Genomic DNA, 21,752 nt, shown 5'->3' on the forward strand with positions numbered 1-21,752 from the left:
CAGGAGCCTTGAAGGGATGTGAACCGGCGTCCCGGCAGTAGATGCCTGCGGAGAGACGTCATCCTGGGTTATCGATGGCTACGGTGAGCGAACGTTGGAAACTAACCCGTCCAGTCTTCCACCCGCAAGCCGGGAACGCGATCAAATTCCCTTCGATTATTCGTAACCATAATCAGCCCACGCGAGCGAGCATGTCCTGCAATGAGTTGATCATATGGACCGATTGGCGTTCCACTACGTGCCAGTTCAGCCCGCAATTGACCCGTATGGCTTGCTGCCGGCTCATCGTACGGTAACACTTCAAGGCGCGCCGCGAAGCCCTCCACAACGCGAAGGTTCTTTTCAGGACTGGCTGACTTTTCCGCTCCGTAAATCAGTTCCATCAAACTCACCGAGCTGATGCACAATTGATCATGGAAACGATTGAACGCCTCACGCACCTGCTGTGGTCGGTTTTTGATCGTAAAAATGCAAATGTTGGTGTCCAGCATGAACTTCAGCATTAAAATGCCTCGCGCTCCTGGGAGGCCGGCTGATCACGCTCACTCATGAAGTCGGATGTGGCCGCCGCTCCTTCGAACCAACTGTCCCAGACCTCGCCAGCAGGTGCGATAATGCGAGTGCGTCCGACGACGACAATATCGACGCGCTTTACATCATCGGGTAAAGCGACTGCCTTTGGAAGACGGATAGCTTGGCTTCGATTGCTCTGGAATACTGCACCCTGCTCCACCCTACTTCCCTCCGGATTGCATCAATGACCCTATGATGTACATAAAGCCCTGAATGGGATATGTCAATGGGATATACATTAGGCCGCGCCGCGAATTTGCGATACGCGACATATCCCGGTGCCTTCGCACTGATGGGAGACGAACCGCCGCTACGGAGAAAATCCATATATTCCAAATTTTAAGCCGGTTTTTGGCATAAGCATGTTTATGGAATTGCCTTTAAGGGACACGATGTCACTTCGGTGCATTGGTCAGGATGCGCTTGCCAGACTGATCGACTGGATGCTGGTCATTAGTCCCTTGCTGTGATTTCCTGCACTGCGAAGGGCGAGCCTGCCTGGCCGCCAATGGCTTTGTTCAAGACGATTCTGCTATCGATCTGGTACGACTTGTCCAACGTCGAGCTCGCCGAGGCGCTGGACGACAGAGCATCATTCTGACGGTTTTGCAGGTTCTCGGTATCTGAGGCAACGCCGGACCAAACGGCTTTCGTGCGGCGTTGGTGCACGGATCCGAAGCATCGCGGATCTCGGTCTTTGATGACGCGGGCTATGCTACGTTTGACGAGCGGCGAACGGATTTCGGGGTTGCGGATGCAAGCATGCGGTTGAGGACAGCACAGCCGATGGCGACTTCCGTCTGCTGAGCTTGAAATGACCGAGCCCGCAGACGGCGCCCGATGATGGACTTGTATCGTCCGATGGCAGTCTCGACCAACGCGCGCCTTCCGCAGCCGGTGGGGGCTTGCCACTTCATCCGGCCGTCTTTGATTATTACAGCGACATGCTCATCCCTTTGCCCGGGCGGTTGTTCGCCGTTAGGTTCGACCGCGTTGGCGCGCGGCGGAATGACGATGGCAGCATCGGCGCTGTGGCCGATGATCGCGTCGTAGGTGGGCTTTCCATCATAGGCGCCATCGGCGGTGAACCGCCCGATTGGACCGTCGATCTGATCGAGAAGTAGGCCCACCTGCGAGGCATCACCCGTGTCCTGCTCGGTCATTGTGTGGGCGATGATCTCGCCGCTATCGGCATCCAGCGCCAGATGCAACTTGCGCCAACCGCGACGAGATTTGGCGCCATGTTTCTCCTCCAGCCACTGGCCCGCGCCATAGATTTGAAGGCCAGTGCTGTCGACAAGAACATGCACCGGCCCGTCCGGTGGTCCTTGCCGATCAGGCCGTCTGTTGGGCGATCGACACGTCCGCGCCCGTCGACTGAGCGTGGTATGATCAGGGACGGCGAGCGCCAGCCCCATCATTTGCAGCAGCGATGCCAGAAATCCTTCGGCCTGGCGCAGTCGTAGACCGAATACCAGGCCCAGCGTCAAGGCGGACTCAATCGCGAGATCGGAATAGCGCGGCTGACCGCCGCGGTTCTTGCGTCGTGGGGCAGCCCAACCAACAAGCGCTTCCGGCGTCAGCCACAGGGTCAGACTGCAGCGACGACGAAGGCCCGTCTCATATTCCGACCAGTTCGTCACCTTGACTTTCATCTTGCCTATTCGGTGGCGGCGGGAAGAATTATGTTTGAAAGGCATCGCTGCGGCACCGGCTACTGAGTTTGCAGCCCGCCTACACCTTGATAGCTAAATGATCCGTGCACCAACGCTAAGCTGGTGGGGATCTCAGCCGAATAAGCAAAAATCGTTGAAATTGTTATTCGTGCACCAACGCTCTCCGCTGTGTGACCTCTAAAGATCACAACTCTGGCACACTGCGATGCCGTCTGGGGAGGGCGGCAACCACCCCATCTTGTTCCGACCCGAGGTATGCTCAAGACCGCTAGGGACCCGTCCGACGAAAATCATAGCGGGTGACGCTCAGACAATTGGCAATGCCCGCCATTTCAAGCACCTTGCTCGCCCCTGAACCGCCCTTGCTCTTGAGCCGCAACCGGATGACACCGCGGATGGATTTCAGCGACACCAGTGTCGCCTGAAAATCGACTGAGATTTTCGCCGCGGCAGAAGCTGCAGGCAAATTTGCCACTTCGCCTTTGAACGAGCGCGGCGTGACCTTTGACCAGCGCACTGCCTGCTCACTGGACTGATCGCGCATCTTGTCTGGATTGAATGAACCACCCCAGGCCATCTGACGCGGAATGATAATGCCCTTGAGAATCGGGGTGAGCAACGCGTCCAATCCGGGCGGGCAGCCCTGACTGGAGATCGGCGTGGCTGTCCCGACCCAGCTACCGTCGAGCGGAACCACAACCTTGTCGGGAAGCAGGCGCAGGGGACATTCGTCATTGCCCCCCGCCAGAATATTGATGTCCCGAAGCGGCAGGCGTGACCACATCACCTGGCCGTTATACTCGACAAGCTTGACCTCACCCTCTCCCGGCGGCGGCGGGTCAATGCCCAGAACGACGGTGGCCTCATCGACGGTGATCGAGGACAACGCGCACACGCATCCCTTTTCGCCACAGGTGGCGAGCACAAGTTTTTCCTCCGCCAGCACAGGCATGGCAAGGAGACACAAAATCAATGCAAGGAGTGCGCGCATGGTCTACTCCGTAATGGTCTGTGGCACGAGCAGCGCCCTGATATCGGATGCCTCCAGCCCGCCAGGGTCGATCGCGGTCCCGTTGAAGCGGTTCAGCGTTTCCGCTGAGGCGACGACAGGCTTTTGAGCTTCCGCACCCGCCGCCGTGCCGCCGCCTAGCAACGCGCCCATCATGTCGAGCGCCTGCTGCTTGCCCGGATCTGTGCCCGCCATCTTCTTCATCATCTCGCCGACCATCTCCCCGACGGAGCCTGCCCGCAGCGGGCTATCCGCTGTGGGCGCGAGTTCCGCCTTGCGCTCGGGCTTGGTGAAGGCAAGCGTCGCCCGAATGATTTCGAAAGCCGAGAGTGTTTCGGTGCTCTGGCTCTCAAAACGGCACAGCTTGCCCATCGAGACGTCGACACAGGGGCCATTCGAAGCGACCCACTGACGGGGATTGAGGACGATTGTGGGGATTTCGTCTCCATTCGCCGGACCGAAGAACGTTACCGAGGGAAGCTCCGATTGCGCCCCGCCCGCTGTCTCGTAGAACAGCGGGAAATCGGTATGCCAACCGGTAGGAAGCAGGAAAGACAGGCCGGTTTCGACATCCTGATGGGCGCATGGAACGGCCTGTTCGCAGAGATAGCCAGTATCCTCGCCCATGCCTTCACTTTCGAATGGTTCTTTTTGTTCAGGCTGAGGTTCGTCTTTCAGGCCAATGATGAACTCGTTCTTGGCGCCGGCATAGACGGTCACCGTGCCGGCAAAAATCATGCCCTCGGCAGTGCCTTCCACATCATAGACCCCTGGCTCGAACCGTGCCGACACAGGGCCTGTGCTGGTCTCGTTCATCGCCCAGGCTTCAGGAGATACCGGCTGACCGGGCTGAGGCACTGCTGACCACTGAACTTGTTTACCTGCAAATTCGGGCGGAACATCGAAGGTGACGTCAGCCATCACCACAGCTTCATCCACGGAGGCTTCGTTGACGATGGTGATTGGCCGCACCGCCAGTTCCCGCTCGTTTGCAAAGCGATAAGCCAGCTCGTAGGCGCCTGGCTCGGACGGTGTGGGCAATGTCACAGGGTTATTGCCGCGCACATTTGCGTAGCTGATATAGCTCGTGTCACCCGGCACCCGCAGCAGGATGTAATCACCATTGGAGCCCGGACCTGACCAGCCAACCTGAACGTCGCTGTCAGCTTCCGTCTCGTCGGGGGCGGAAAGGCTGGCGGAAAGCGGAGGAATGCTGGTCCCTTCCACCACCACGGTGATCGACCGGGTGGCAATCGTTTCGCGGTCATTCAGGATGTAGGCAAGCTCGTAGCTTCCCGGCTCGTCCGGCATCCGGAGTGTGACGGGGTTGTTGTCCTTGACATAATCATAGGAGGAGTAGCTGTCTTCGCCGGGACGGCGGATGCGGATATTGTCATAGGCTGCGTCGGGCCCGACCCATTTGACAGGCACCAGCTGGCCGACGAGTGCCTGCTCCGGTGCGGAAAGCGAAACCGGCGCTTCAATCACTATGATAGGCCTGCGGGCGACAATATCTTGATCGCTGCTGACATAACGCAGCTCGTAGGATCCAGTCTGGCCCGGCATCTGGATTGTGGCGGGGTTGCCGGAAGAGGCATAAACAAAAGCCGCATGATCGCTGTCACCGACGGTTCCGATTTCGATCGTGTCCAGTGCCTTGGCCTCAGTCACGGACCAGCCTACCTGAATTTCCGAGCCCATCGGCGCTTCGTCCGGCGCCGTCAGGCCAGCCTGTGGCAGTGCTGCGGGTTCCAGTTCCGGTTTTGCCGCGACTTCGTTGACCGTCGCGTTCAGGGCGTCAGTCAAATCCTTGGCGTTGCTGGCCTGAATGTAACGTCCACCAGTGTTTTCGGCGAGACAGGCAACCTGTGCGCCTTCTTCCCTGGTCAGGCCGAAGCCGACGACATGGGCGGTGAACTTCAGCCCGCCAGCTTCCAGTTCCCTTCCAAGCGCACAGGGGTCGGCTTCGCAGGTTTCAAGCCCGTCAGTGACCAGCACGACGGTCGCCTCTTCCTCCGTGTAGCGCAGGGAAATGGCGGCGCGGCGAACTGCTTCGGTGAGCGGCGTCTTGCCGAGAAAGCGCATTTTGTTGACCGCATCAAGAATGCCGGCGGATGTCCCTTTTGCAGCCGGGACCATCAGTTCGATGTCTTCGCAGCTGCCCTTGCGCCGATGGCCATAGGCCATAAGCCCCAGTTCGCGGTCCGGAGAAATCGTTCCCAGAACCGTCGCAACCGTCTCCTGGGCAATCTCCAGTTTGGCGCGCCCGTCGATCTGTCCCCACATCGAGCCGGAGCCATCCATGACGATGATCGTGCGGCCTTCGGCCATGGCAGTCGAGGCAGAGGTGAGAAGGACGAGGCCTCCCAATGCAGATTTCACGAATGTCGATTTCATGCCTGTGCTCCTTCAGTGCCAAATCCGGTCTTAGGGGGTGTTTTGACACTTACCCATTTCGCAGCCCGGCGGCCAATCTCCTGAAACTTGGTCGAGGCACCATCAATCCGGTCTTCCCAGGCGGGGTTCGGCTGCTGCCCGTCGGTGATCTTGAAGAAAGCCTGCAGCAGGCAGGCGATGGCAAACGGCTCGATGACGGCTGCCTTGACCGCCCAGGCAAACAGCAGCGCAAATACGACACCGCCCGCCGACCAGGCGCCGGGGATCAGGTAGACGATGGCCGCGGCTGGCGCGAGCATCACCAGGAACACCAGGAAGGAAAGGCCGTAGACAATCAGCGTCAGCCAGGCTGCATTGATCAGCATCGGCTTGGCGTTCTGACCATAGAGCACCAGGGCCTCTCGGGCGCTGGCATAGGGATTGTCCGAGCGTGTGCGGATGGCATGCGCCAGGATCACTTCGTCGACCAGCCCGACAGCGAGCTTCAGATAGGCGCGCAGCACGGACATCAATCGGTCGAGGCCCGGTATCGGCAGGATCGAGAACAAGCCTTCGAGCAGGCCGGTGACGGCGCCAATGACGCCCTTGATCAGCTGATCCAGACCAAACAGTACCGATGTCTGTCCGAATCGCTCAGTCACCACGCTCCTGGCGTAGGCAATCTGGCCCATGTCATCAGGCAGCGCGCGCCCGTCGATCAGCTCGACCATGACAGCGATATGCCCGGCCTTGACCGTGTAGAGAATGTACTCGCGCAGGAAATAGAGAACGCCTGCCGTCAGGGCAAAGCCGATGCCGCCGCCCCAGAAGGTGGAGCTGAACTGAAAATCCTCGTCTCCAAATCCGCCAATACCGTAGCCGATGCCTGATCCTGCGCCAGTCACCACAACATAGGCAGCTGCGATGGCGAAGTAGACGACCGCACGAAACAGAAGAAATGGCGCGGTTCTGGCCATCAGGCCGATGCCGCGCGCTATGCTGAAATCCCACATTCGAAAACATCCTCGTCCGAAGGACAATCTCGCGCCGGCTCGTGAAGACCGCGCTCATTGGCGCCACACTAAGAAGGTTCGCGTGATTGTTCTTGGGGTGGAGGGAGCTCGATATGGGGGTGGACGGCACAATGCGTCGGCACCAGTCCGCGTTCGCAGGTGTCGTGCTCTATTCTTGGGCGACGCTCTTGTCGGCCTGGATGCTTTGCACTCTCGTCTCCGATGGGGTCATTCCATAGAGCTGCCGGTAGCTGGCGTTGAACCAGGAGAGGTCGCCAAAACCAGTCGCCATTGCAATATCGCTGATTGTTCTGTGGCCGTAGCGGAGATCACCAAGCATGCGGTGGGCGAGCGTCATGCGTCGCTGCCTGACATAGTCCCTGAATGTCGTCCGGTCCGCCGCAAACAGCGCGCGGGCATAGCGGGGGCTGATCCGGTGACGCGCGGCGACTGCGTTCAGGCTCAACTCCGGATTTGTCAGCTGTTCTTCGATGTCCGCTTTCAATCGGGTCAGCCAGGCTGCCTGCACACCGCGACCCTGATGGGTTTCCTCGACACGCCTGCCATTGGTGAAGGCCATGCGTGCCAGATCATGCAGGTGCTGCGTGCAGAACCTGACCTCTTCCGGGCTCATGCTGGAATAGCATTCGTGCAGGTTTTTCGCGTAGCCGATCAACATGCGCCAGTGCGGCGTCATCTCGATGCTCCGGCGCAACTGCGCGTCCGCAGAGCTTATGGCGTCCGCGAGGGCATGGCGCGGTATGGAAATATAGAAGATGTGGGCGCTATCCTTGGTGAACTGCGCGGCGCCGGGGATTTCGTTGGGGTCGACATAGATCGAGCCGACACCGCAATCCACGTCGAAACCGCCTTGCTGGGTAATGGAGAACCCCTCCTGAAAAGGCACGTGGATGAGGATATTGTCGGTCTCGTTTGCGGCGAGCGCCGAGGTGCGCAGCGCTGTGCATTGGGAATGGGTTGTCGAGGCAAGTACGGCATCGGTCAGCACCGCAATATCGGTGGTGGATTGGAAGCCGAGGGGATCCGTCGGGCATATTTCCAGCTTGCAGATCGACGCAGCAGCGTCCTGAAAGGCCAGAATACGGTGCTTGGGGTCAAAATCACTCGCGGATAACGAGATAATTGGCATCAACTGATCTCCTGCTTCACGCTTCACATGAGCCTCGGGAATTACGAGACCACATCGATCGAGGTCTTTCAACGGTATTGGCAAGTTGTTTGACCCCGGCGTTTCGTCTATCGAGGCGACATGAATTTACCGAGCACTTTCCCTCGTTTGAAGGGGTTTCGTTTTCCACGTGAAATTGTTGCCTACGCGGTGTGGGCCAATCATCGGTTTGCCCTAAGCACCGCCGATGGAGAGGATCTTCTGGCCGAGCGCGGCGTCATTGTCAGTCGGGAAACGGTTCGTCTTTGGATCAACCGCTTTGGTCGACATTTTGCCGAGTGGCATCGTAAACTTAACGGATGAAAGGCCAGCGAAAGACGCTATCCGCAGATCGCTCTTATGCTCGGGCGATTTTCGCCCACAGGCTCATCGCCTCCGCGCGTAGTTCGCGATGATGGCGGGAGGAAATTTCTTGGTGCGGGATGTGAAATAGGTTGGCGATCGGGTCATGGATGGAGACGAAGCATTGTAGATGTCGCCGTGATTTGAAGCGCTTCATGATCCGCTCTCGCCGCCGGACTGGCTGGTGAGAATTGTCCGCCCGATTATTCAAAGCCTTATGGGAGCGATGCTCGACACCCGGCATGATCTCTCGCTTGGCTGCGCCGTAGGATCGCAGCTTGTCTGTGATCATCACACGCGGCGACCGTCCCTGCCCCTTCAAGAGCTTGCGCATGAGGCGCTTTGCAGCCTTTGCATTTCGGCGGCTTTGCACGAGAACGTCCAACACGAAACCGTCCTGGTCAACGGCGCGCCACAGCCAATGCTTCTTGTCGCGGATTGAAACAACGGCTTCATCGAGATGCCACTTGTCCCCAAATCGAACGGATGATCGACGACGGATCTCGTTGGCAAAGGTGCGGCCGAATTTCTCCGTCCACAGCCGGACGGTCTGATGCGAGACAATGATCCCACGCGCAGCCAGCAAGTCCTCGACCATTCGCAGGCTCAGAGGGAAACGGAAATAAAGCCACACGGCGCGGGTGATGACGTCAGCGGGAAAGCGATGTCGATGATAGATTCGATCACGGTCTGTCATGGCCCGTCATTCGCACATCAAATTCCACATTCCGTTAAGTTGACAATGCCGATACTATACGTGCTGCGGTATCGCTTCAGCATGAACATTCATTACAAACCCAGCGACGACGCCCATTTAAGGTCCAAGCTTGCGGCGCGCCTGCGGCCGATTATTTCCCCAGACAGCACACCCAGCCGGCATGCGAATGGCAATCGGCTGTTTCCTATTGCTTCATAGATTGGAAGCGGATCAGGGCAATTTAACTCCCGCGCCCTATTGTCGGCATAATGTTGAAGCGCCGCAAGGAAGTATGTCTCGGCGATACGGCGCACGGGCGCGCGTGGTTCGCCCGATGGAGCCGCCTCTGACTGTTTGCCTCAGCTTTTATAGTCCCGCTGTTGAAACGGTATTTCCTCGATCCGCTGCATGATCATCGCAATCAGATGCTGCTCAGCCCTGTTGACCCGGGTGCTCGGATTGGTGACCACATAGATGTCGATTGCCGGCGGGGTGTCATAGGGCGGAAGGCGCCAGAGAAGGCCCGCGTCGACGTCCTTTCTGGCCACATGGACTGGAAGCGGGCCGATGCCAAGGCCCGCCAGGATCATGCGGCGGACTTCCTCTAGGCTGGACGAGACGCCGACCACCCGGTCCTCCAGCTCGGCCTCTGCCCGCACCAGCGCAACCGGCCGCAAGGCGTCGGTGAGCCGATCCGTGCGGAAGGATACCGATGTTTCCCCGCGCAAATCAGACATATCAAGGCCCTCGCGGCCAAAAAGATGGTGCTCCGGACCGCAGAAAAAGCCGAAATATTCACGGAAAAGCCGCGCATAGTCGAGCCTCGGCTGTTTCTCGTGCACGAGACAGATGCCAATGCTGGCCTGACGCTGTCGCACAGCGCGCACGACGTCCTGGCTGGTCAGGACATCGATGCCGAGCGTCGCGCCCGGATAGCTGCGGTGAAAGGTTGAGAGGACCTCGTCGAGGACGGGCGATACCACATGGCTCGCCATCGCTAGAGTGACATGGCCCGAGACCTCCTCGCCCATGTCACGGATGAGGATGCTCAGCCGGGAAATACTGCCGAAAATCTCGAGCGCTTCCTCGTAGAGCAGTTGGCCAGCCGGCGTGACATCAAACTTTCCAGGCGCGCGCGTAATCAGCCGCTTTGAAAGGCGCTGCTCCAGGCGACGAAGCGCGTTTGAAACGGTCGGTTGCTTGAGACCGAGGCTGTTGGCCGCCGCCGTGATCCCCTTTTCCTCGACGATCACCAAGAAGGTGCGGATCAGGTTCCAGTCGAGGTCCCAGACCATGCGGCCTTCCTTGGTCGGGACGGCGCTGAGGCGGCTAGGCAAGGGCATTCTCCAAAACTATATCAACAATTCTCATTATCTATTTTGAGAATGTCACCTCTTCGGGCCAAACTCCAGACAATAAGAACAAATGGGAACAGTGACCGATCCTGCGCGGTCATGCAAAATCAGACGGATCAAAGGATGAGCGATCAGGCGTACACTGCACGCCCTTGGATATTGCTGTCTCCTGCATTGGGGGCGGTGACGTTCCTGCTGGCTGTACCGGTACTCTTCATCATTATCTATTCCTTCTGGCTGCGCTCAGCAGCCGGCGCGGAAATTCCCGGCTTCTTCCTTGACAACTGGAAGGAAGTCTTCAGCGATGCGTTCTATCGCGACATCCTGTTCAGCACGCTGCGCATCGCCGTAATCACGACGGTGTTTTGCGCGTTGCTGGGCTACGTGCCCGCCTATTTCGTCGCCATGTCGCAGACGCAGTTCAAGGCCCTGCTGTTGCTGCTCCTGATCCTGCCCTTCTGGATCAGCTACATCATCCGCACCATGTCCTGGATCAACATTCTCGGGGCCAGTGGTGCGCTGAACCGGACGCTGATCTATTTCGGCCTGATCGCTGAGCCCGTGCAATTCCTCTATAACGAAGGGGCCGTCATCCTTGGGCTCGTGCATTTTCTGCTGCCCTTTATGGTGCTCAACGTTTTTGTCAGCATCGACGGCATAGACCGCAACCTGCTCGACGCCTCCCGTTCTCTGGGCGCTTCCGGGTTCCAGTCTTTCCGCGAAGTCACCCTGCCCTTGTCGCTTCCGGGCCTAGCCGCCGGCGGATTGCTCTGCTTCGTGCTTTCGGCGGGCACCTATATCACGCCGCTCATTTTGGGCGGGCCGCGCGATGCGATGTTCGCCAATCTGGTGTTCGAGGCCATCATCACCCAACTCAACTGGCCGCTCGGCTCGGCGCTGTCGATCGTACTTCTGGTGGTGCTAGGCGCGATCGTCACGGTCTACAACCGACTGGCCGGTCTCGGCCAAATCGCGAAGTCGTTCGGATGAGGGCAAGCATCATGTCAGGCTGGTCCCTCATCAGGCTCTATACGATTGCCGTCTATCTCTTCCTGTTCCTGCCGGTCGCAGCCGTCGTGCTGCTGTCGTTCAATTCCAGCCAGTTCGGGTCCTTCCCGATGGAAGGCTTGAGCTTGCGCTGGTTTGTCCGGCTGTGGGAAAACGACGCGATCGTTCGTGCTTTCCGCGTTTCCATCCTTCTGGGAGCACTAACGGCGGTCATATCGACCGTTACCGGTATTCTGGCTGCAATCGCCCTGGTGCGCTACCGCTTCCCCGGCAAGGGCGCAGTGACGACGCTGCTGATCGCGCCGCTTCTGATCCCCGAAGTCGTTCTGGCCGTGGCGCTGCTGCTGTTCCTGCGCTGGCTGCATTTGCCCAAGAGTTTCGCGCTTCTGGTGCTGGGCCACGTGATCTTCACCCTGCCGTTTGTCGTGCTTGTGGTGCAGGCAAGACTGGTCGCGATCAAGCCGGAATATGAGGAGGCGGCGCTGAGCCTGGGCGCCAATCCGGTGCAGACGTTCTTTGCGGTGACACTTCCGCTGCTACTGCCCGCGGTGCTGGCCGGAATGCTATTCGCCTTCACCATGTCGTTCGACGACATCACCGGAACGATGTTCTGGAAGCCCGGCGGGGTAGAAACCGTGCCGACGCAGATCTTCGCCATGCTGCGCAATTCCATATCGCCCGAGATCAACGCGCTGGGCACCGTGATGATCGCCTTCACGATCCTCTTGCCACTCCTTGGCATGGCCATCGCCCGAAAAATGGCAGTCCACCGCAGATGATAATCGCATGGAGCCATGGTCCGCAGCTCATCTATCGAAGAGCGGACATATCTTGCAAACTGGAGCCTTGAATATGGATGATACCAACCGTTACGAACGACTTCTGGACCGCTACCGCGACGGCAGCGTCAACCGCCGCAGTTTCCTGAGCCTGATCGGCGCCTCGGCTGCCGCCTATGGTGTGATGGGGAGCCCCTTCACTAAGTTCGCACAGGCAGCGACACCGGACCAAATCCGCTTCGACGGCTGGGGTGGCGTCGTGTCGGAGGCTTTCCGCAAATTTGCTTTTGATCCCTACGCGGCAAAAACAGGCATCAAGGTGGTCGATGGCACATTCGGCGGTGCCGACGAATACATTGCCCGCATCCGCTCAGGCCAGCCTGGCGAGTTCAACCTGGCCCACCTGTCCGGTGTGTTCGATTACTCCCGCTATCACGAACTCGGCCTGACATCAGAGCTGAACGAAGCCAATATTCCCAACCTTTCCAACGTCATCCCGGCGCTGCAGGACGTTTTCCGCAAGATCACCGACGGCAAGCTTTCTGCGGTTCCCTACGACTACGGCACAACCAGCATTGCCTATAATCGTAAGTTCATCACCGATGAAGAGGTCAAGGAGAAGGGCGCTAAAATCCTTCTCGACCCGAAATACAAGGGCAAGATCGGCGGCTGGAGCGATTGGAAAACCCGCATCTGGTACGGCGCGCTGCAGACCGACCAGAACCCCAACGACATCAAGGACATTGAAGCCGTATGGGATGCGATCCGCACAAACCGCGATCTCGTTCTGAAATACTGGACGTCGGGTGCCGAACTGATGAGCCTTCTGACCGAGGATGAAATCTACGTCACCGAGGGCTGGTCGGGCCGCATCAAGGCGCTGCAGGACCAGGGCCATGACATCGGCTATTTCGACCCCAAGGGCGGACTTGGTTGGCAGGAATGCATCTTCGTCATCAAGGGCAGCCCAATGGAGGCCTGCGAGGAACTGGTTAACTTCATGCTGGAGCCGGAAGTCGCGATCGCGGTTGCCGAAGGCCAGCTCTATCCGCCGTCCCTCGACCCGCAGAAGGTCAAACTAACCGACAAGATCAAAAACCTTCCGGCCTTTGATCCGGCTGGAACGTTGTCCGGTCTCAACTTCTTCAATGCCGATTACTGGAACGGCAATGAGGCCGATTGGTCGAAGACCTATTCGCGCGTTGAACGCGGCTACTGATCAACGGTTTCGGAACGCCCGTCTCTCGGGCGTTCCGGAGCACAAAACATTCTATGGAGTGGGCGACATGACGGAAATTGCAGGCAAGGCCGTGGAACTCGGCGGCATTGTCAAGCGCTTCGGCGCAGTGACGGCAGTGCACCGGATGGACCTGTCGATCGAGGAGGGCAGCTTCGTCACCTTGCTTGGCCCATCCGGCTGCGGCAAGACAACGACCTTGCGCATGATTGCCGGACTGCTCGATCCCAGCGAAGGTGACATCACCATCAAGGGCAAAAGCGTCACGCGCACCCCGATCCACAAGCGCAATCTCGGCATCGTCTTTCAAAACTACGCCCTGTTTCCACACAAGACCATCTACGACAACGTCGCCTTCGGCCTGAAATACCGCAAGCAGAGCCAAAGCGAGATCGATGCGAAGGTCCGCCAGGCGCTGGATCTCGTGCAATTGCCCGACCTGTCCCATCGCTATCCCCGAGAATTGTCCGGCGGCCAGCAACAGCGCATCGCGCTGGCCCGCGCCATCGTTATCGAGCCGGACGTGTTGCTGCTCGACGAGCCGTTGTCGGCGCTCGACGCCAATCTCCGCGAAGACATGCGGGTGGAATTAAAGCGCATCCAGGCCCAGGTCGGCATCACCACCATCTTCGTCACCCACGACCAGTCCGAAGCGCTGGCCATGTCCGACAGGATCGTGGTCATGAGCAAAGGCCATATCGAGCAGATCGGCGCGCCGGAGGACGTCTATGTCAACCCGGCTTCAGCCTTCGTCGCGCGCTTCCTCGGCAATTCCAATCTGGTCGCGGGCGACATCGTATCCCGCTCCGCCAGCGACGTGAACGTAACGATCGGCGGACTGGGCGGGCTGAAGGTTCCCCTGGGCCGCTCCCGCGACATGGCGGACGGCGAGCGCGCGATGGTGGTCGTGCGCGCCGAGCGGCTCTATCTCGATCAGTCCGAAGCGGAAACACCGGCGGATGCGGTATCACTCCCCGCTGAAATCACCGCCGTCGATTATCAGGGACAGGCCGCCCGCTATTTCGTGTCTGTCTGCGGCCATCAGATGCAGGCCATCAACCCGATCGAAACCCATCCTTACCGCCAGGGCGACAAGGTCCGCGCCGTCATTCGCGGTCGCGACTGCGCCCTCGTTCCTTTCGAGGCCAGTGCATGATGACCAGACAGCATCCGCCGTCCAATCTGTTCTACCAGAACCGCCAGCGGCGTCCGATGATTGGCGAGGCCCGTGGTATCTACATCTGGGATGCCGACGGCAAGCGCTATATCGACGGCTCGAGCGGCGCGATGGTCGCCAATCTCGGCCATGGCAACGAGCGGGTTCTGGCGGCCATGCGTGCGCAGATGGAAAAGGCGACGTTTGCCTACCGGCTGCATTTCGAGAACGAACCGGCCGAAAAACTCGCGCAAATGACGGCGGCGCGCATGCCGCCCGGCGTGAACAAGGTGTTCTTCGTGTCCGGCGGCTCGGAGGCCGTGGAAAGCGCAATCAAGCTGGCGCGTCAATATGCGATTGCCGTCGGCGAGAGCAGCCGCTGGAAGATCATATCCCGTTATCCGTCCTATCACGGGTCGACGCTCGGCGCTCTGGCGCTGACCGGAATGGACAATATGAGCGCGCCGTTTGCACAGATGCTGCGTGAAATGCCCAAGGTGCCGGCGCCAACCTGCTATCTCGATCATGATGATCTTTCGATGGACGAACGCGGGCTGCGTTACGCCGAAATGCTGCGCGCCGAAATCCTCGCCCAAGGCCCGGAAACGGTGTTGGCCTTCATCATGGAACCCGTCGGCGGCGCATCCACCGGCGCACTGGTGGCACCCGACAGCTATTACAAACGGGTGTCCGAAATCTGCCGCGAATTCGGCATCCTGCTGATCCTCGACGAGGTGATGACTGGCGCAGGGCGAACGGGGCGTTTTCTAGCAGCCGAACATTGGGGCCTGCAGCCCGACATCATCGCTCTGTCGAAAGGCTTTGCCGCCGGCTATGCACCGCTTGGCGCAATGGTCGCCCATGAACGGCTGGTCGAACCGGTTCTGGCGCACGGCGGCTTCATTCATGGCTACACCTATGCCGGCAACCCGCTGGCCTGCGCGGCGGGCGTCGCCGTACTCGACGAAATCGACCGGCTGGCGCTGAGCCAGAAAGCGCAGGACATGGGCGCGCTACTCAAGGCCGAACTGATAGGGCTCAAGGCACGCTACCCCTTTATCGGCGATGTCCGCGGAAAGGGGTTGCTGCTGGCCTTTGAATTGGTGTCGGATGTCGAGACCATGACGCCGCTGCCGAAGGCGATGGACACGCATATCCACCTTGTCGAGGAGGCCTTTTCGCGCGGATTGATCCTCTATTCCCGGCGCACGCGCGGCGGTGTCGAAGGCGACCACTTCATGGTCTGCCCGCCGCTCATCCTGACGGAAACGCAGATCGGCGAGATCATGGAAATCCTGACGGACAGTCTCGATGCCTTTGCCGATAAATTCGATCTCCCGCGTGGAAACCGATCCGCATGACAGGCAAGATCATTATCACCTGCGCGCTGACGGGATCGATCCACACGCCGACGATGAGCCCCCATTTGCCGGTTACGCCAGACGACATCACGACGCAGGCCCTGACCGCAGCCAGTGCCGGAGCCGCTATTCTGCACCTTCATGCGCGCGATCCCGAAACCGGCATGCCCAGCGCCCGCGCGGAACATTTCATGGGGTTTCTGCCCCGCATAAAGCAGGCGAGCGATGCCGTGATCAACATCTCCACCGGCGGATCCTCCCAAATGGCGCTGGAGGAGCGGCTGGCCCCTGCGTTGGCGGCGCAGCCGGAAATGTGCTCGCTCAATATGGGCTCGATGAATTTCGGCATCTTTCCGCTGGCCGACCGCTACGACGATTGGAAACACCCGTGGGAGGAACCCTTTTTGCGGGCAACCAAGGACGTGGTGTTCAAAAACACCTTCTCCGACATCGAGCATATCCTGACGACGCTTGGAAAGGGCTACGGCACGCGCTTTGAATTCGAATGCTACGATGCCGGCCACATCCAGACCGTGGCCTATTATCTGAAGCAGGGGCTGATCAAGCCGCCGATCTTCATCCAGTTCGTGCTGGGGATTCTCGGCGGCATCGATGCCAGTCCCGAAAGCCTGACCTTTCTGAAAGCGACCGCCGACCGGCTGCTGGGCGATACGTTCCGGTTCTCGGTGCTGGCAGCCGGCCGGCACCAGATGCGGCTTGCCACCATGGGTGCAGTCATGGGCGGACATGTGCGCGTCGGTCTGGAGGACAACCTCACGACTGGAGCCGGTCGCGCGCTTGCGCCCGACAATGCCCACCAGGTCTCCCGCATCCGCCGCATTATCGAAGAGATGGGCCTGGAAATCGCAACGCCGCAGGAGGCCCGCGAGATGCTCGCCCTCAAGGGAGGCGACCGCGTCGCGTTCTGATGCCCGGCAGCATCCCACGGCCCAGGCCGCAAAACCATAGGCAGATACGATCATGAAATTCGTCTTCAACGAAGAGCAACGTTACCACGATCCGAAACACTTCCTCTCCTCGGGCGCGCCGAAACCGAACCCGGAGGTCCCCGAACGGATCGAGCGCCTGATCGCCGGCGCTAGAACTGCTGGGCTTACGGCGGTCGCGCCCGCCGACAGCGGTCTTGCGCCGATTGCAGCAGTCCATTCGCCGGAATATCTGCAATTTCTTCAAAACATCCATGCGCGCTGGATGCGGATTGAAAACGCATCGGCCGAGGTCATTCCCAATATCCATCCCGACCGCCGCGACGTCGGCTATCCGGCATCGGCGGCAGGCCAGGCCGGTTATCACATGACCGACACGTCCTGCCCGATCTCAGCCGAGACATGGAACTCGGCCTATTGGAGCGCGCAGACCGCCGCGCACGCAGCGCAGATGCTGCTGTCGCGCGAGGAAGACGCCGTCTATGCGCTGTCTCGTCCCCCGGGCCATCATGCCTTTTCCGATCTTGCCGGCGGCTTCTGCTTTCTCAACAATTCGGCGATTGCGGCGCAGGTTCTCAGAAAGAGCCACGACCGTGTCGCCATCCTCGATGTCGACCTGCATCACGGCAACGGAACTCAAGGCATCTTCTATTCCCGGCCCGACGTGCTGACAGTGTCGATCCATGCCGATCCGATCCGGTTCTACCCGTTCTTCTGGGGCCATGCGGCCGAGCGCGGCGCGGCCGCGGGCCTTGGCTACAATCTCAACCTTCCCCTGCCCCGGCACGCCGAGGACGCGGCATTCCTCGCAGCCCTCGACAGTGCCCTCATCCGCATCCGCGCCTTTGCCCCGAGCGCACTGGTCATTGCCCTCGGACTTGATGCATTCGAAGGCGACCCCTTCGGCGGACTGTCGGTGTCCACAGGCGGATTCGCCAAAATCGGGGGAAGCTGCGCATCCCTTGGCCTGCCGACCGTGATCGTGCAGGAAGGCGGCTATCTCTGCGATGCCTTGGGCCAAAACCTGACAGCCTTTCTGGACGGGTTTCAGGATGAAAAGTTGGCGCGCTAACTGAAGACGCCACCGGGAGAGCAAATGCAGGCCGGAGTAAGGCATGGTAAAACTAACCAGTGGGCGATCGACCTGTGGGGGTGCCCAAGAGGGCTGCGTGCAAAAATCAGCGATACCGGCATTGATGAGATTTGAACCGACCACCCTCTATTTCAATCACGCGGGATACCGCATATTTTTTTGAACTTAAACGAGAAGCTGTATACTACTCCTGTACCTTCTTAAAAATATTGAGCATGGACGCGCTTGATCTCCTCGACCTTGGCAAGCGTGCCTGAAAGATGAAATCTCACCGCCTCCTGCGCACGCGCGACGTCGCAGCGCTTCATGCAATCGATAATCTCCCTATGAGCAGAAAGAATGGTCACTGCCTTCCCCGGGTCCATGAGGTTTAGCTTTCGAAGTCGGTCGATATGCCCCGAGCGCGATTGAATGAGCTGCCAGAGATCCGATACGCCGGCAGCTTCGAACATGGACTGATGGAACTGTCGATCCAACTGACCAAAGCGTTCCATGTCCCCATCAACCTCCAAAGCTGTTTGCTGCAAGTGCACAATACGCTCAGTGCGCACTACTGCCTCCTGTGAGGCTTTATTGGAAAGGGAGCGAACCACCTCCAATTCAAGCGACATCCGTAGGAATTGTGTCTCGCGGGCCTGCGCCAGATCGATACGCGTCACCTCTGTGCGGGATTGAGGGTAGACCACGACCAACCCCTCGTTTTCGAGCATCTGCAGCGCATCGCGCACCGGCGTCTGGCTGACCCGATAAAACGCAGCCAGATCTATACGGGACAATTGCATTCCAGGAACAAGCTCCAGAGCCACGATGCGACCGCGCAGCAAATCATAAAGCTGGTGCGACGTGGAGGTGCGCTTGATGCCTACGCCCCGGGACGAGGCTGTTACGAGAACGGAAGCGGCGTTTGGCGTCATCAGTGAATCCCTTTTTGCGATTCACTATAGCGCAGCCATTGACAGCTTGAAACTAATATATTAGTGCATATGAGATGGAGATGGAGGTCTCCGACTGTTTCAAAGGGAGGACATCATGATTTTTAAACAGGCATTGCTTGCCGGTTGCGCCGCGCTCACGATTGCATCGACCGCGCAGGCCGACACCTATTCTGTCCAGTCGTCGTTCAACGCTGGCGACTTTTCCATGCAGTATCTGACTGAGAACTGGCTCCCCAAGGTTAAGGAGGCGACAGGTGGACGTGTGGAAATCACGCTGACGCCGAATGCCTCCGTGGTCCCAGCCAAGGATACGATAGAAGCGGTGTCGGCCGGCGTGATTGATGGCGACTTCACATCGGTCAACTATTTTTCAGGTATCGAGCCGGCCTTCGCCATCATGGCAGACCTGATCTCAGGCTACGATACCCCGGCACAGATGCTGTGCTTCTGCAAGGACGGCCAGGGGGAAGTCATGCAACAGAAGATTCTCGACAGCGTCACGGGCGGCGAGGTCAAGCTCATTGCCTGTGGTCCGTACAGCCGGGAATCTTTGCCGGCCCGAACACCAATCCGGACATTCGAAGACCTTCAGGGCAAGAAGATCCGTGCACCGGAAGGCTTGGCATCTGCCGTTTTTGCCGCGGCCGGAGCCAGCCCGGTTTCGATCCCTTTCTCCGAAGTCTATGGCGCTCTGGAGAAGGGTATCGTCGATGCAGCCGACGCTTCCGCTTACGTCAACAATGTAGCGACTGGTCTGCATGACGTCGCGCCTTACCCGCTCTATCCCGGCATTCACTCCATGCCGCTGATGCAGTTCACCATGACCACTCAGAAGTGGGAAGCGCTATCGGTTGAAGACCAGAAGGCGCTTCGCGACTGGTGGTATGCGGCCATGGAAGATCTGACCATTGTCGTCGATCAGCAGGATCAGGAAAAAGCCAAGGCTGATGCTGCCGGCGGTAAGATCGAGGTTGTGAACTGGGCGCAGGAAGACCGCGATCAGTTGCGCGAGATCGCTCGCGCGGAATGGATCAAGTTCGCTGAGAAGAGCGATCTGGCCAGGGAGGCTCTTGATGCCAATCTTGCCTACATGAAAACCATCGGCCTTCTCAAGAACTAAACCATTGCCCGGCCGTCAGGCGGCCGGGCCTTTCCGAACTCCTGCGACCGGAGGGGTCATGCGAGACCTTCTTTCGCGCTATGCGACGGCGATGGACCGCTTCAGCGTCTTCGTCGGGCATGGCTGCTCAATTCTTTTCTTTGCCTGCATTATCGCTTCTGCGCTCGAAGTGGTGATGCGCTACGGCTTTGACAGCCCGACCAGTTGGTCCACCGAACTGTCCATGACGCTTTGCGCCACCGCATGGGTGCTGGCTGTCGGATATGTGACGGAGCGCAATCGGCACATTTCCATCACGATGCTCGAAATCATCGTGGGCGCAAAAGTCTGGCACATATTCCGGCTCGTGCAGCTCTCCGCTGCGGTGGTCGCGGTCGGCCTGCTCGCACTCGCAACGTCCGGGCCTGCCATGAAAGTGCTTGCAAGAACGGAATACTCCGGCACCGCGATGAATTCGCTGCAGCCAAGCTACCTCAAGGTCCTGCTGTTTGTCGGCTGCCTCTTCTACCTGTTTCAGCTTGCGGCCAACATCATTCGCTGGTTCCAGGGAACCGAGAAGGAGACGGCCGGTGGGCATTGAATATATCACACTTCTGATCGTCGGCTCGCTCCTGGCCCTGATGGCCCTCGGCATACCGCTTGGCATAACGACACTGCTGGTCTCGCTCGGGACGGCTATCCTGTATTTTGGCGAACGCGCCGGTTTCTTCATTGTCTCGGCCAATGTCACCGAGGTGCTTCATAAATATGAACTGATTTCTGTGCCGTTCTTCGTCTTCATGGCAAACATCCTTGAGCGGTCGGGAATCGCCCATTCCCTGTTTGAGTCCATGGCCATCATGGGCGGACGCTTCCGTGGTTCCGTCGGTGTGCAAACCTGCGTCGTCGCTGTCGTATTGGCTGCCATGTCCGGTATTATGGGCGGTGAAATCGTTATGCTGGGGCTCATTGCTCTGCCCCAGATGCTGCGGCTCGGTTATGACAAGAAGCTCGCAATCGGCATCATCTGCGCAGCGGGCGCTCTGGCAACACTCATTCCGCCATCCGTCGTACTGATCGTCTACGGCCTCGCCGCCCAGGTTTCTATTACCGGATTGTTCGCCGCATCGATCGGCCCCGGCCTGCTGCTTGCGTCTCTCTACATCATCTACATTCTGGTGCGCGTGCGCCTGAACCCCGCACTTGCGCCGATCTATGATATTCCCGAGACCGGACTGCCTTTCGTAAAGCGGCTGCCCTTTCTCAAAGGTGTCATCCTGCCCGGCATCCTGATCGGCGCTGTGCTCGGCGTGATCTATTCAGGCGTTGCCACGGTGACGGAAGCCGCTGCCATCGGTGCGGTTGGCGCCGTCATAATCGCTCTCGCGCGCCAGGAACTTACCTGGATCAAGATGCGCGACGCTATGCGCCAGACTGTACTGACGGTCGGGTCGATTATCTGGCTTGTGCTGGGTGCCGTTGCCCTCATCGGCATCTACAACCGGATCGGCGGCGGGGAGTTTCTTCGTGGCATCCTGACTTCGCTCGATATCCCGCCAATCGCGGTCATTGTGGTGATGATGCTTATCGTCATGGTGCTTGGCACGTTCCTGGAATGGATCGCAATCCTCTTCATCACCGTGCCCATTTTCGCGCCGGTCGTTGTCGACCTGGGATTCGACCCGATCTGGTTCGGCGTTCTCTTCGCCATGAACATCCAGATCTATTACCTGTCGCCCCCCTTCGGCCCGGCCTGCTTCTTCCTGAAGTCGGTAGCACCCAAGGAGGTAAGTCTGCAGGATATCTTCGCCGCGGTCCTCCCGTTCATCGCCCTGCAGTTTGTGGGACTGATGCTGGTGCTGTTCTTCCCGCAGATCGCGCTCTTCATTCCGTCACTCATGAACTGA

Annotated in this window: 21 protein-coding genes and 1 pseudogene; 12 read left to right on the top strand and 10 right to left on the bottom strand. The window is 59.0% G+C overall.

What is annotated here, in order from left to right; genetic code table 11:
• Positions 1-101: 101 nt before the first annotated feature.
• Complete coding sequence (gene vapC, locus AX760_RS06655; protein ID WP_071832210.1) at positions 102-503, bottom strand: type II toxin-antitoxin system tRNA(fMet)-specific endonuclease VapC; 402 nt, start codon at positions 501-503, stop codon at positions 102-104.
• A complete protein-coding gene (gene vapB, locus AX760_RS06660; RefSeq protein ID WP_071832211.1) occupies positions 503-733 on the bottom strand; it encodes a type II toxin-antitoxin system VapB family antitoxin in 231 nt (76 codons plus the stop codon). Before vapB ends, vapC begins: the two co-directional genes overlap by 1 nt.
• 348 nt (positions 734-1,081) lie before the next feature.
• Between vapB and AX760_RS06665 the strand changes: the two genes are divergently transcribed.
• Positions 1,082-1,174, top strand: a complete 93-nt coding sequence (locus AX760_RS06665) for a hypothetical protein (protein WP_071832212.1) — start codon at positions 1,082-1,084, stop codon at positions 1,172-1,174.
• Positions 1,175-1,283: 109 nt separating this feature from the next.
• Here AX760_RS06665 and AX760_RS06670 read toward each other — a convergent pair whose 3' ends face one another.
• From AX760_RS06670 to AX760_RS06690, 5 genes are all read right to left on the bottom strand, one after another.
• Positions 1,284-2,273, bottom strand: a complete 990-nt coding sequence (locus tag AX760_RS06670; RefSeq protein ID WP_071832213.1) for an IS5 family transposase — start codon at positions 2,271-2,273, stop codon at positions 1,284-1,286.
• 244 nt (positions 2,274-2,517) lie between these two features.
• Entirely contained in the window at positions 2,518-3,240 is a 723-nt protein-coding gene (locus AX760_RS06675) for a hypothetical protein (protein WP_071832214.1), read from the bottom strand.
• Positions 3,241-3,243: 3 nt separating this feature from the next.
• On the bottom strand, positions 3,244-5,655 hold the full coding sequence (locus AX760_RS28040; RefSeq protein WP_071832215.1) for a vWA domain-containing protein: 2,412 nt from the start codon (positions 5,653-5,655) through the stop codon (positions 3,244-3,246).
• Positions 5,652-6,647: a hypothetical protein gene (locus AX760_RS06685; protein WP_071832216.1), complete on the bottom strand. Its 996-nt coding sequence runs from the start codon at positions 6,645-6,647 to the stop codon at positions 5,652-5,654. Before AX760_RS06685 ends, AX760_RS28040 begins: the two co-directional genes overlap by 4 nt.
• Positions 6,648-6,816: 169 nt before the next feature.
• Complete coding sequence (locus tag AX760_RS06690; RefSeq protein ID WP_139276050.1) at positions 6,817-7,869, bottom strand: helix-turn-helix transcriptional regulator; 1,053 nt, start codon at positions 7,867-7,869, stop codon at positions 6,817-6,819.
• A gap of 48 nt (positions 7,870-7,917) precedes the next feature.
• Between AX760_RS06690 and AX760_RS06695 the strand changes: the two are divergent.
• Positions 7,918-8,127: pseudogene (locus tag AX760_RS06695) on the top strand (IS6 family transposase); the annotation flags it as partial.
• Between the two features lie 46 nt (positions 8,128-8,173).
• Here AX760_RS06695 and AX760_RS06700 read toward each other — a convergent pair.
• Positions 8,174-8,875, bottom strand: a complete 702-nt coding sequence (locus AX760_RS06700; RefSeq protein WP_071832219.1) for an IS6 family transposase — start codon at positions 8,873-8,875, stop codon at positions 8,174-8,176.
• A 359-nt stretch (positions 8,876-9,234) separates the two neighbouring features.
• Entirely contained in the window at positions 9,235-10,212 is a 978-nt protein-coding gene (locus AX760_RS06705) for a LysR family transcriptional regulator (protein WP_342587486.1), read from the bottom strand.
• 141 nt (positions 10,213-10,353) lie between these two features.
• Between AX760_RS06705 and AX760_RS06710 the strand changes: the two genes are divergently transcribed.
• The 7 genes from AX760_RS06710 (at position 10,354) to AX760_RS06740 (ending at position 17,790) form a co-directional block, all read left to right on the top strand.
• Positions 10,354-11,220 carry an ABC transporter permease gene (locus tag AX760_RS06710; protein WP_071832221.1) on the top strand — a complete coding sequence of 289 codons (867 nt, stop codon included), beginning with the start codon at positions 10,354-10,356 and terminating at the stop codon, positions 11,218-11,220.
• 11 nt (positions 11,221-11,231) lie between these two features.
• Positions 11,232-12,017, top strand: a complete 786-nt coding sequence (locus tag AX760_RS06715; RefSeq protein WP_071832269.1) for an ABC transporter permease — start codon at positions 11,232-11,234, stop codon at positions 12,015-12,017.
• A 73-nt stretch (positions 12,018-12,090) separates the two neighbouring features.
• Positions 12,091-13,236: an ABC transporter substrate-binding protein gene (locus tag AX760_RS06720; RefSeq protein WP_071832222.1), complete on the top strand. Its 1,146-nt coding sequence runs from the start codon at positions 12,091-12,093 to the stop codon at positions 13,234-13,236.
• A 67-nt stretch (positions 13,237-13,303) separates the two neighbouring features.
• Positions 13,304-14,410 carry an ABC transporter ATP-binding protein gene (locus AX760_RS06725; protein WP_071832223.1) on the top strand — a complete coding sequence of 369 codons (1,107 nt, stop codon included), beginning with the start codon at positions 13,304-13,306 and terminating at the stop codon, positions 14,408-14,410.
• Positions 14,410-15,771, top strand: a complete 1,362-nt coding sequence (locus tag AX760_RS06730; protein WP_071832270.1) for an aminotransferase family protein — start codon at positions 14,410-14,412, stop codon at positions 15,769-15,771. Before AX760_RS06725 ends, AX760_RS06730 begins: the two co-directional genes overlap by 1 nt.
• Positions 15,768-16,700: a 3,5-dioxohexanoate:acetyl-CoA acetone transferase gene (kce, locus tag AX760_RS06735; protein WP_071832224.1), complete on the top strand. Its 933-nt coding sequence runs from the start codon at positions 15,768-15,770 to the stop codon at positions 16,698-16,700. The genes AX760_RS06730 and kce overlap by 4 nt, the downstream gene beginning before the upstream one ends.
• Positions 16,701-16,752: 52 nt before the next feature.
• Entirely contained in the window at positions 16,753-17,790 is a 1,038-nt protein-coding gene (locus AX760_RS06740) for a histone deacetylase family protein (protein WP_071832225.1), read from the top strand.
• Positions 17,791-18,011: 221 nt separating this feature from the next.
• On the opposite strand, the gene AX760_RS06745 is transcribed toward AX760_RS06740, so the two are convergent.
• Positions 18,012-18,725, bottom strand: coding sequence for a GntR family transcriptional regulator (locus AX760_RS06745; RefSeq protein ID WP_071832226.1), 714 nt, complete (start codon positions 18,723-18,725; stop codon positions 18,012-18,014).
• Between the two features lie 115 nt (positions 18,726-18,840).
• On the opposite strand from AX760_RS06745, the gene dctP reads away from it, so the two are divergent.
• The 3 genes from dctP to AX760_RS06760 all read left to right on the top strand — a co-directional run bounded on the left by dctP (position 18,841) and on the right by AX760_RS06760 (position 21,752).
• Complete coding sequence (gene dctP, locus AX760_RS06750) at positions 18,841-19,866, top strand: TRAP transporter substrate-binding protein DctP (RefSeq protein WP_071832227.1); 1,026 nt, start codon at positions 18,841-18,843, stop codon at positions 19,864-19,866.
• A gap of 91 nt (positions 19,867-19,957) precedes the next feature.
• Entirely contained in the window at positions 19,958-20,446 is a 489-nt protein-coding gene (locus tag AX760_RS06755; RefSeq protein WP_210187278.1) for a TRAP transporter small permease subunit, read from the top strand.
• A complete protein-coding gene (locus AX760_RS06760; RefSeq protein WP_071832229.1) occupies positions 20,436-21,752 on the top strand; it encodes a TRAP transporter large permease in 1,317 nt (438 codons plus the stop codon). Before AX760_RS06755 ends, AX760_RS06760 begins: the two co-directional genes overlap by 11 nt.

Source organism: Pararhizobium antarcticum, assembly GCF_001885585.1.
Classification (GTDB): domain Bacteria; phylum Pseudomonadota; class Alphaproteobacteria; order Rhizobiales; family Rhizobiaceae; genus Pararhizobium; species Pararhizobium antarcticum.

Coding starts and splice junctions, on each gene's coding strand:
- AX760_RS06685 (WP_071832216.1), bottom strand. CDS start 6,647: ATGTGGGATTTCAGCATAGCGCGCGGCATCGGCCTGATGGCCAGAACC.
- AX760_RS06725 (WP_071832223.1), top strand. CDS start 13,304: ATGACGGAAATTGCAGGCAAGGCCGTGGAACTCGGCGGCATTGTCAAG.
- vapC (WP_071832210.1), bottom strand. CDS start 503: ATGCTGAAGTTCATGCTGGACACCAACATTTGCATTTTTACGATCAAA.
- AX760_RS06745 (WP_071832226.1), bottom strand. CDS start 18,725: ATGACGCCAAACGCCGCTTCCGTTCTCGTAACAGCCTCGTCCCGGGGC.
- dctP (WP_071832227.1), top strand. CDS start 18,841: ATGATTTTTAAACAGGCATTGCTTGCCGGTTGCGCCGCGCTCACGATT.
- AX760_RS06755 (WP_210187278.1), top strand. CDS start 19,958: ATGGACCGCTTCAGCGTCTTCGTCGGGCATGGCTGCTCAATTCTTTTC.
- AX760_RS06720 (WP_071832222.1), top strand. CDS start 12,091: ATGGATGATACCAACCGTTACGAACGACTTCTGGACCGCTACCGCGAC.
- AX760_RS06710 (WP_071832221.1), top strand. CDS start 10,354: ATGAGCGATCAGGCGTACACTGCACGCCCTTGGATATTGCTGTCTCCT.
- AX760_RS06715 (WP_071832269.1), top strand. CDS start 11,232: ATGTCAGGCTGGTCCCTCATCAGGCTCTATACGATTGCCGTCTATCTC.
- kce (WP_071832224.1), top strand. CDS start 15,768: ATGACAGGCAAGATCATTATCACCTGCGCGCTGACGGGATCGATCCAC.
- AX760_RS06730 (WP_071832270.1), top strand. CDS start 14,410: ATGACCAGACAGCATCCGCCGTCCAATCTGTTCTACCAGAACCGCCAG.
- AX760_RS06740 (WP_071832225.1), top strand. CDS start 16,753: ATGAAATTCGTCTTCAACGAAGAGCAACGTTACCACGATCCGAAACAC.
- AX760_RS28040 (WP_071832215.1), bottom strand. CDS start 5,655: ATGAAATCGACATTCGTGAAATCTGCATTGGGAGGCCTCGTCCTTCTC.
- AX760_RS06675 (WP_071832214.1), bottom strand. CDS start 3,240: ATGCGCGCACTCCTTGCATTGATTTTGTGTCTCCTTGCCATGCCTGTG.
- AX760_RS06670 (WP_071832213.1), bottom strand. CDS start 2,273: ATGCCTTTCAAACATAATTCTTCCCGCCGCCACCGAATAGGCAAGATG.
- AX760_RS06700 (WP_071832219.1), bottom strand. CDS start 8,875: ATGACAGACCGTGATCGAATCTATCATCGACATCGCTTTCCCGCTGAC.
- AX760_RS06665 (WP_071832212.1), top strand. CDS start 1,082: ATGGCTTTGTTCAAGACGATTCTGCTATCGATCTGGTACGACTTGTCC.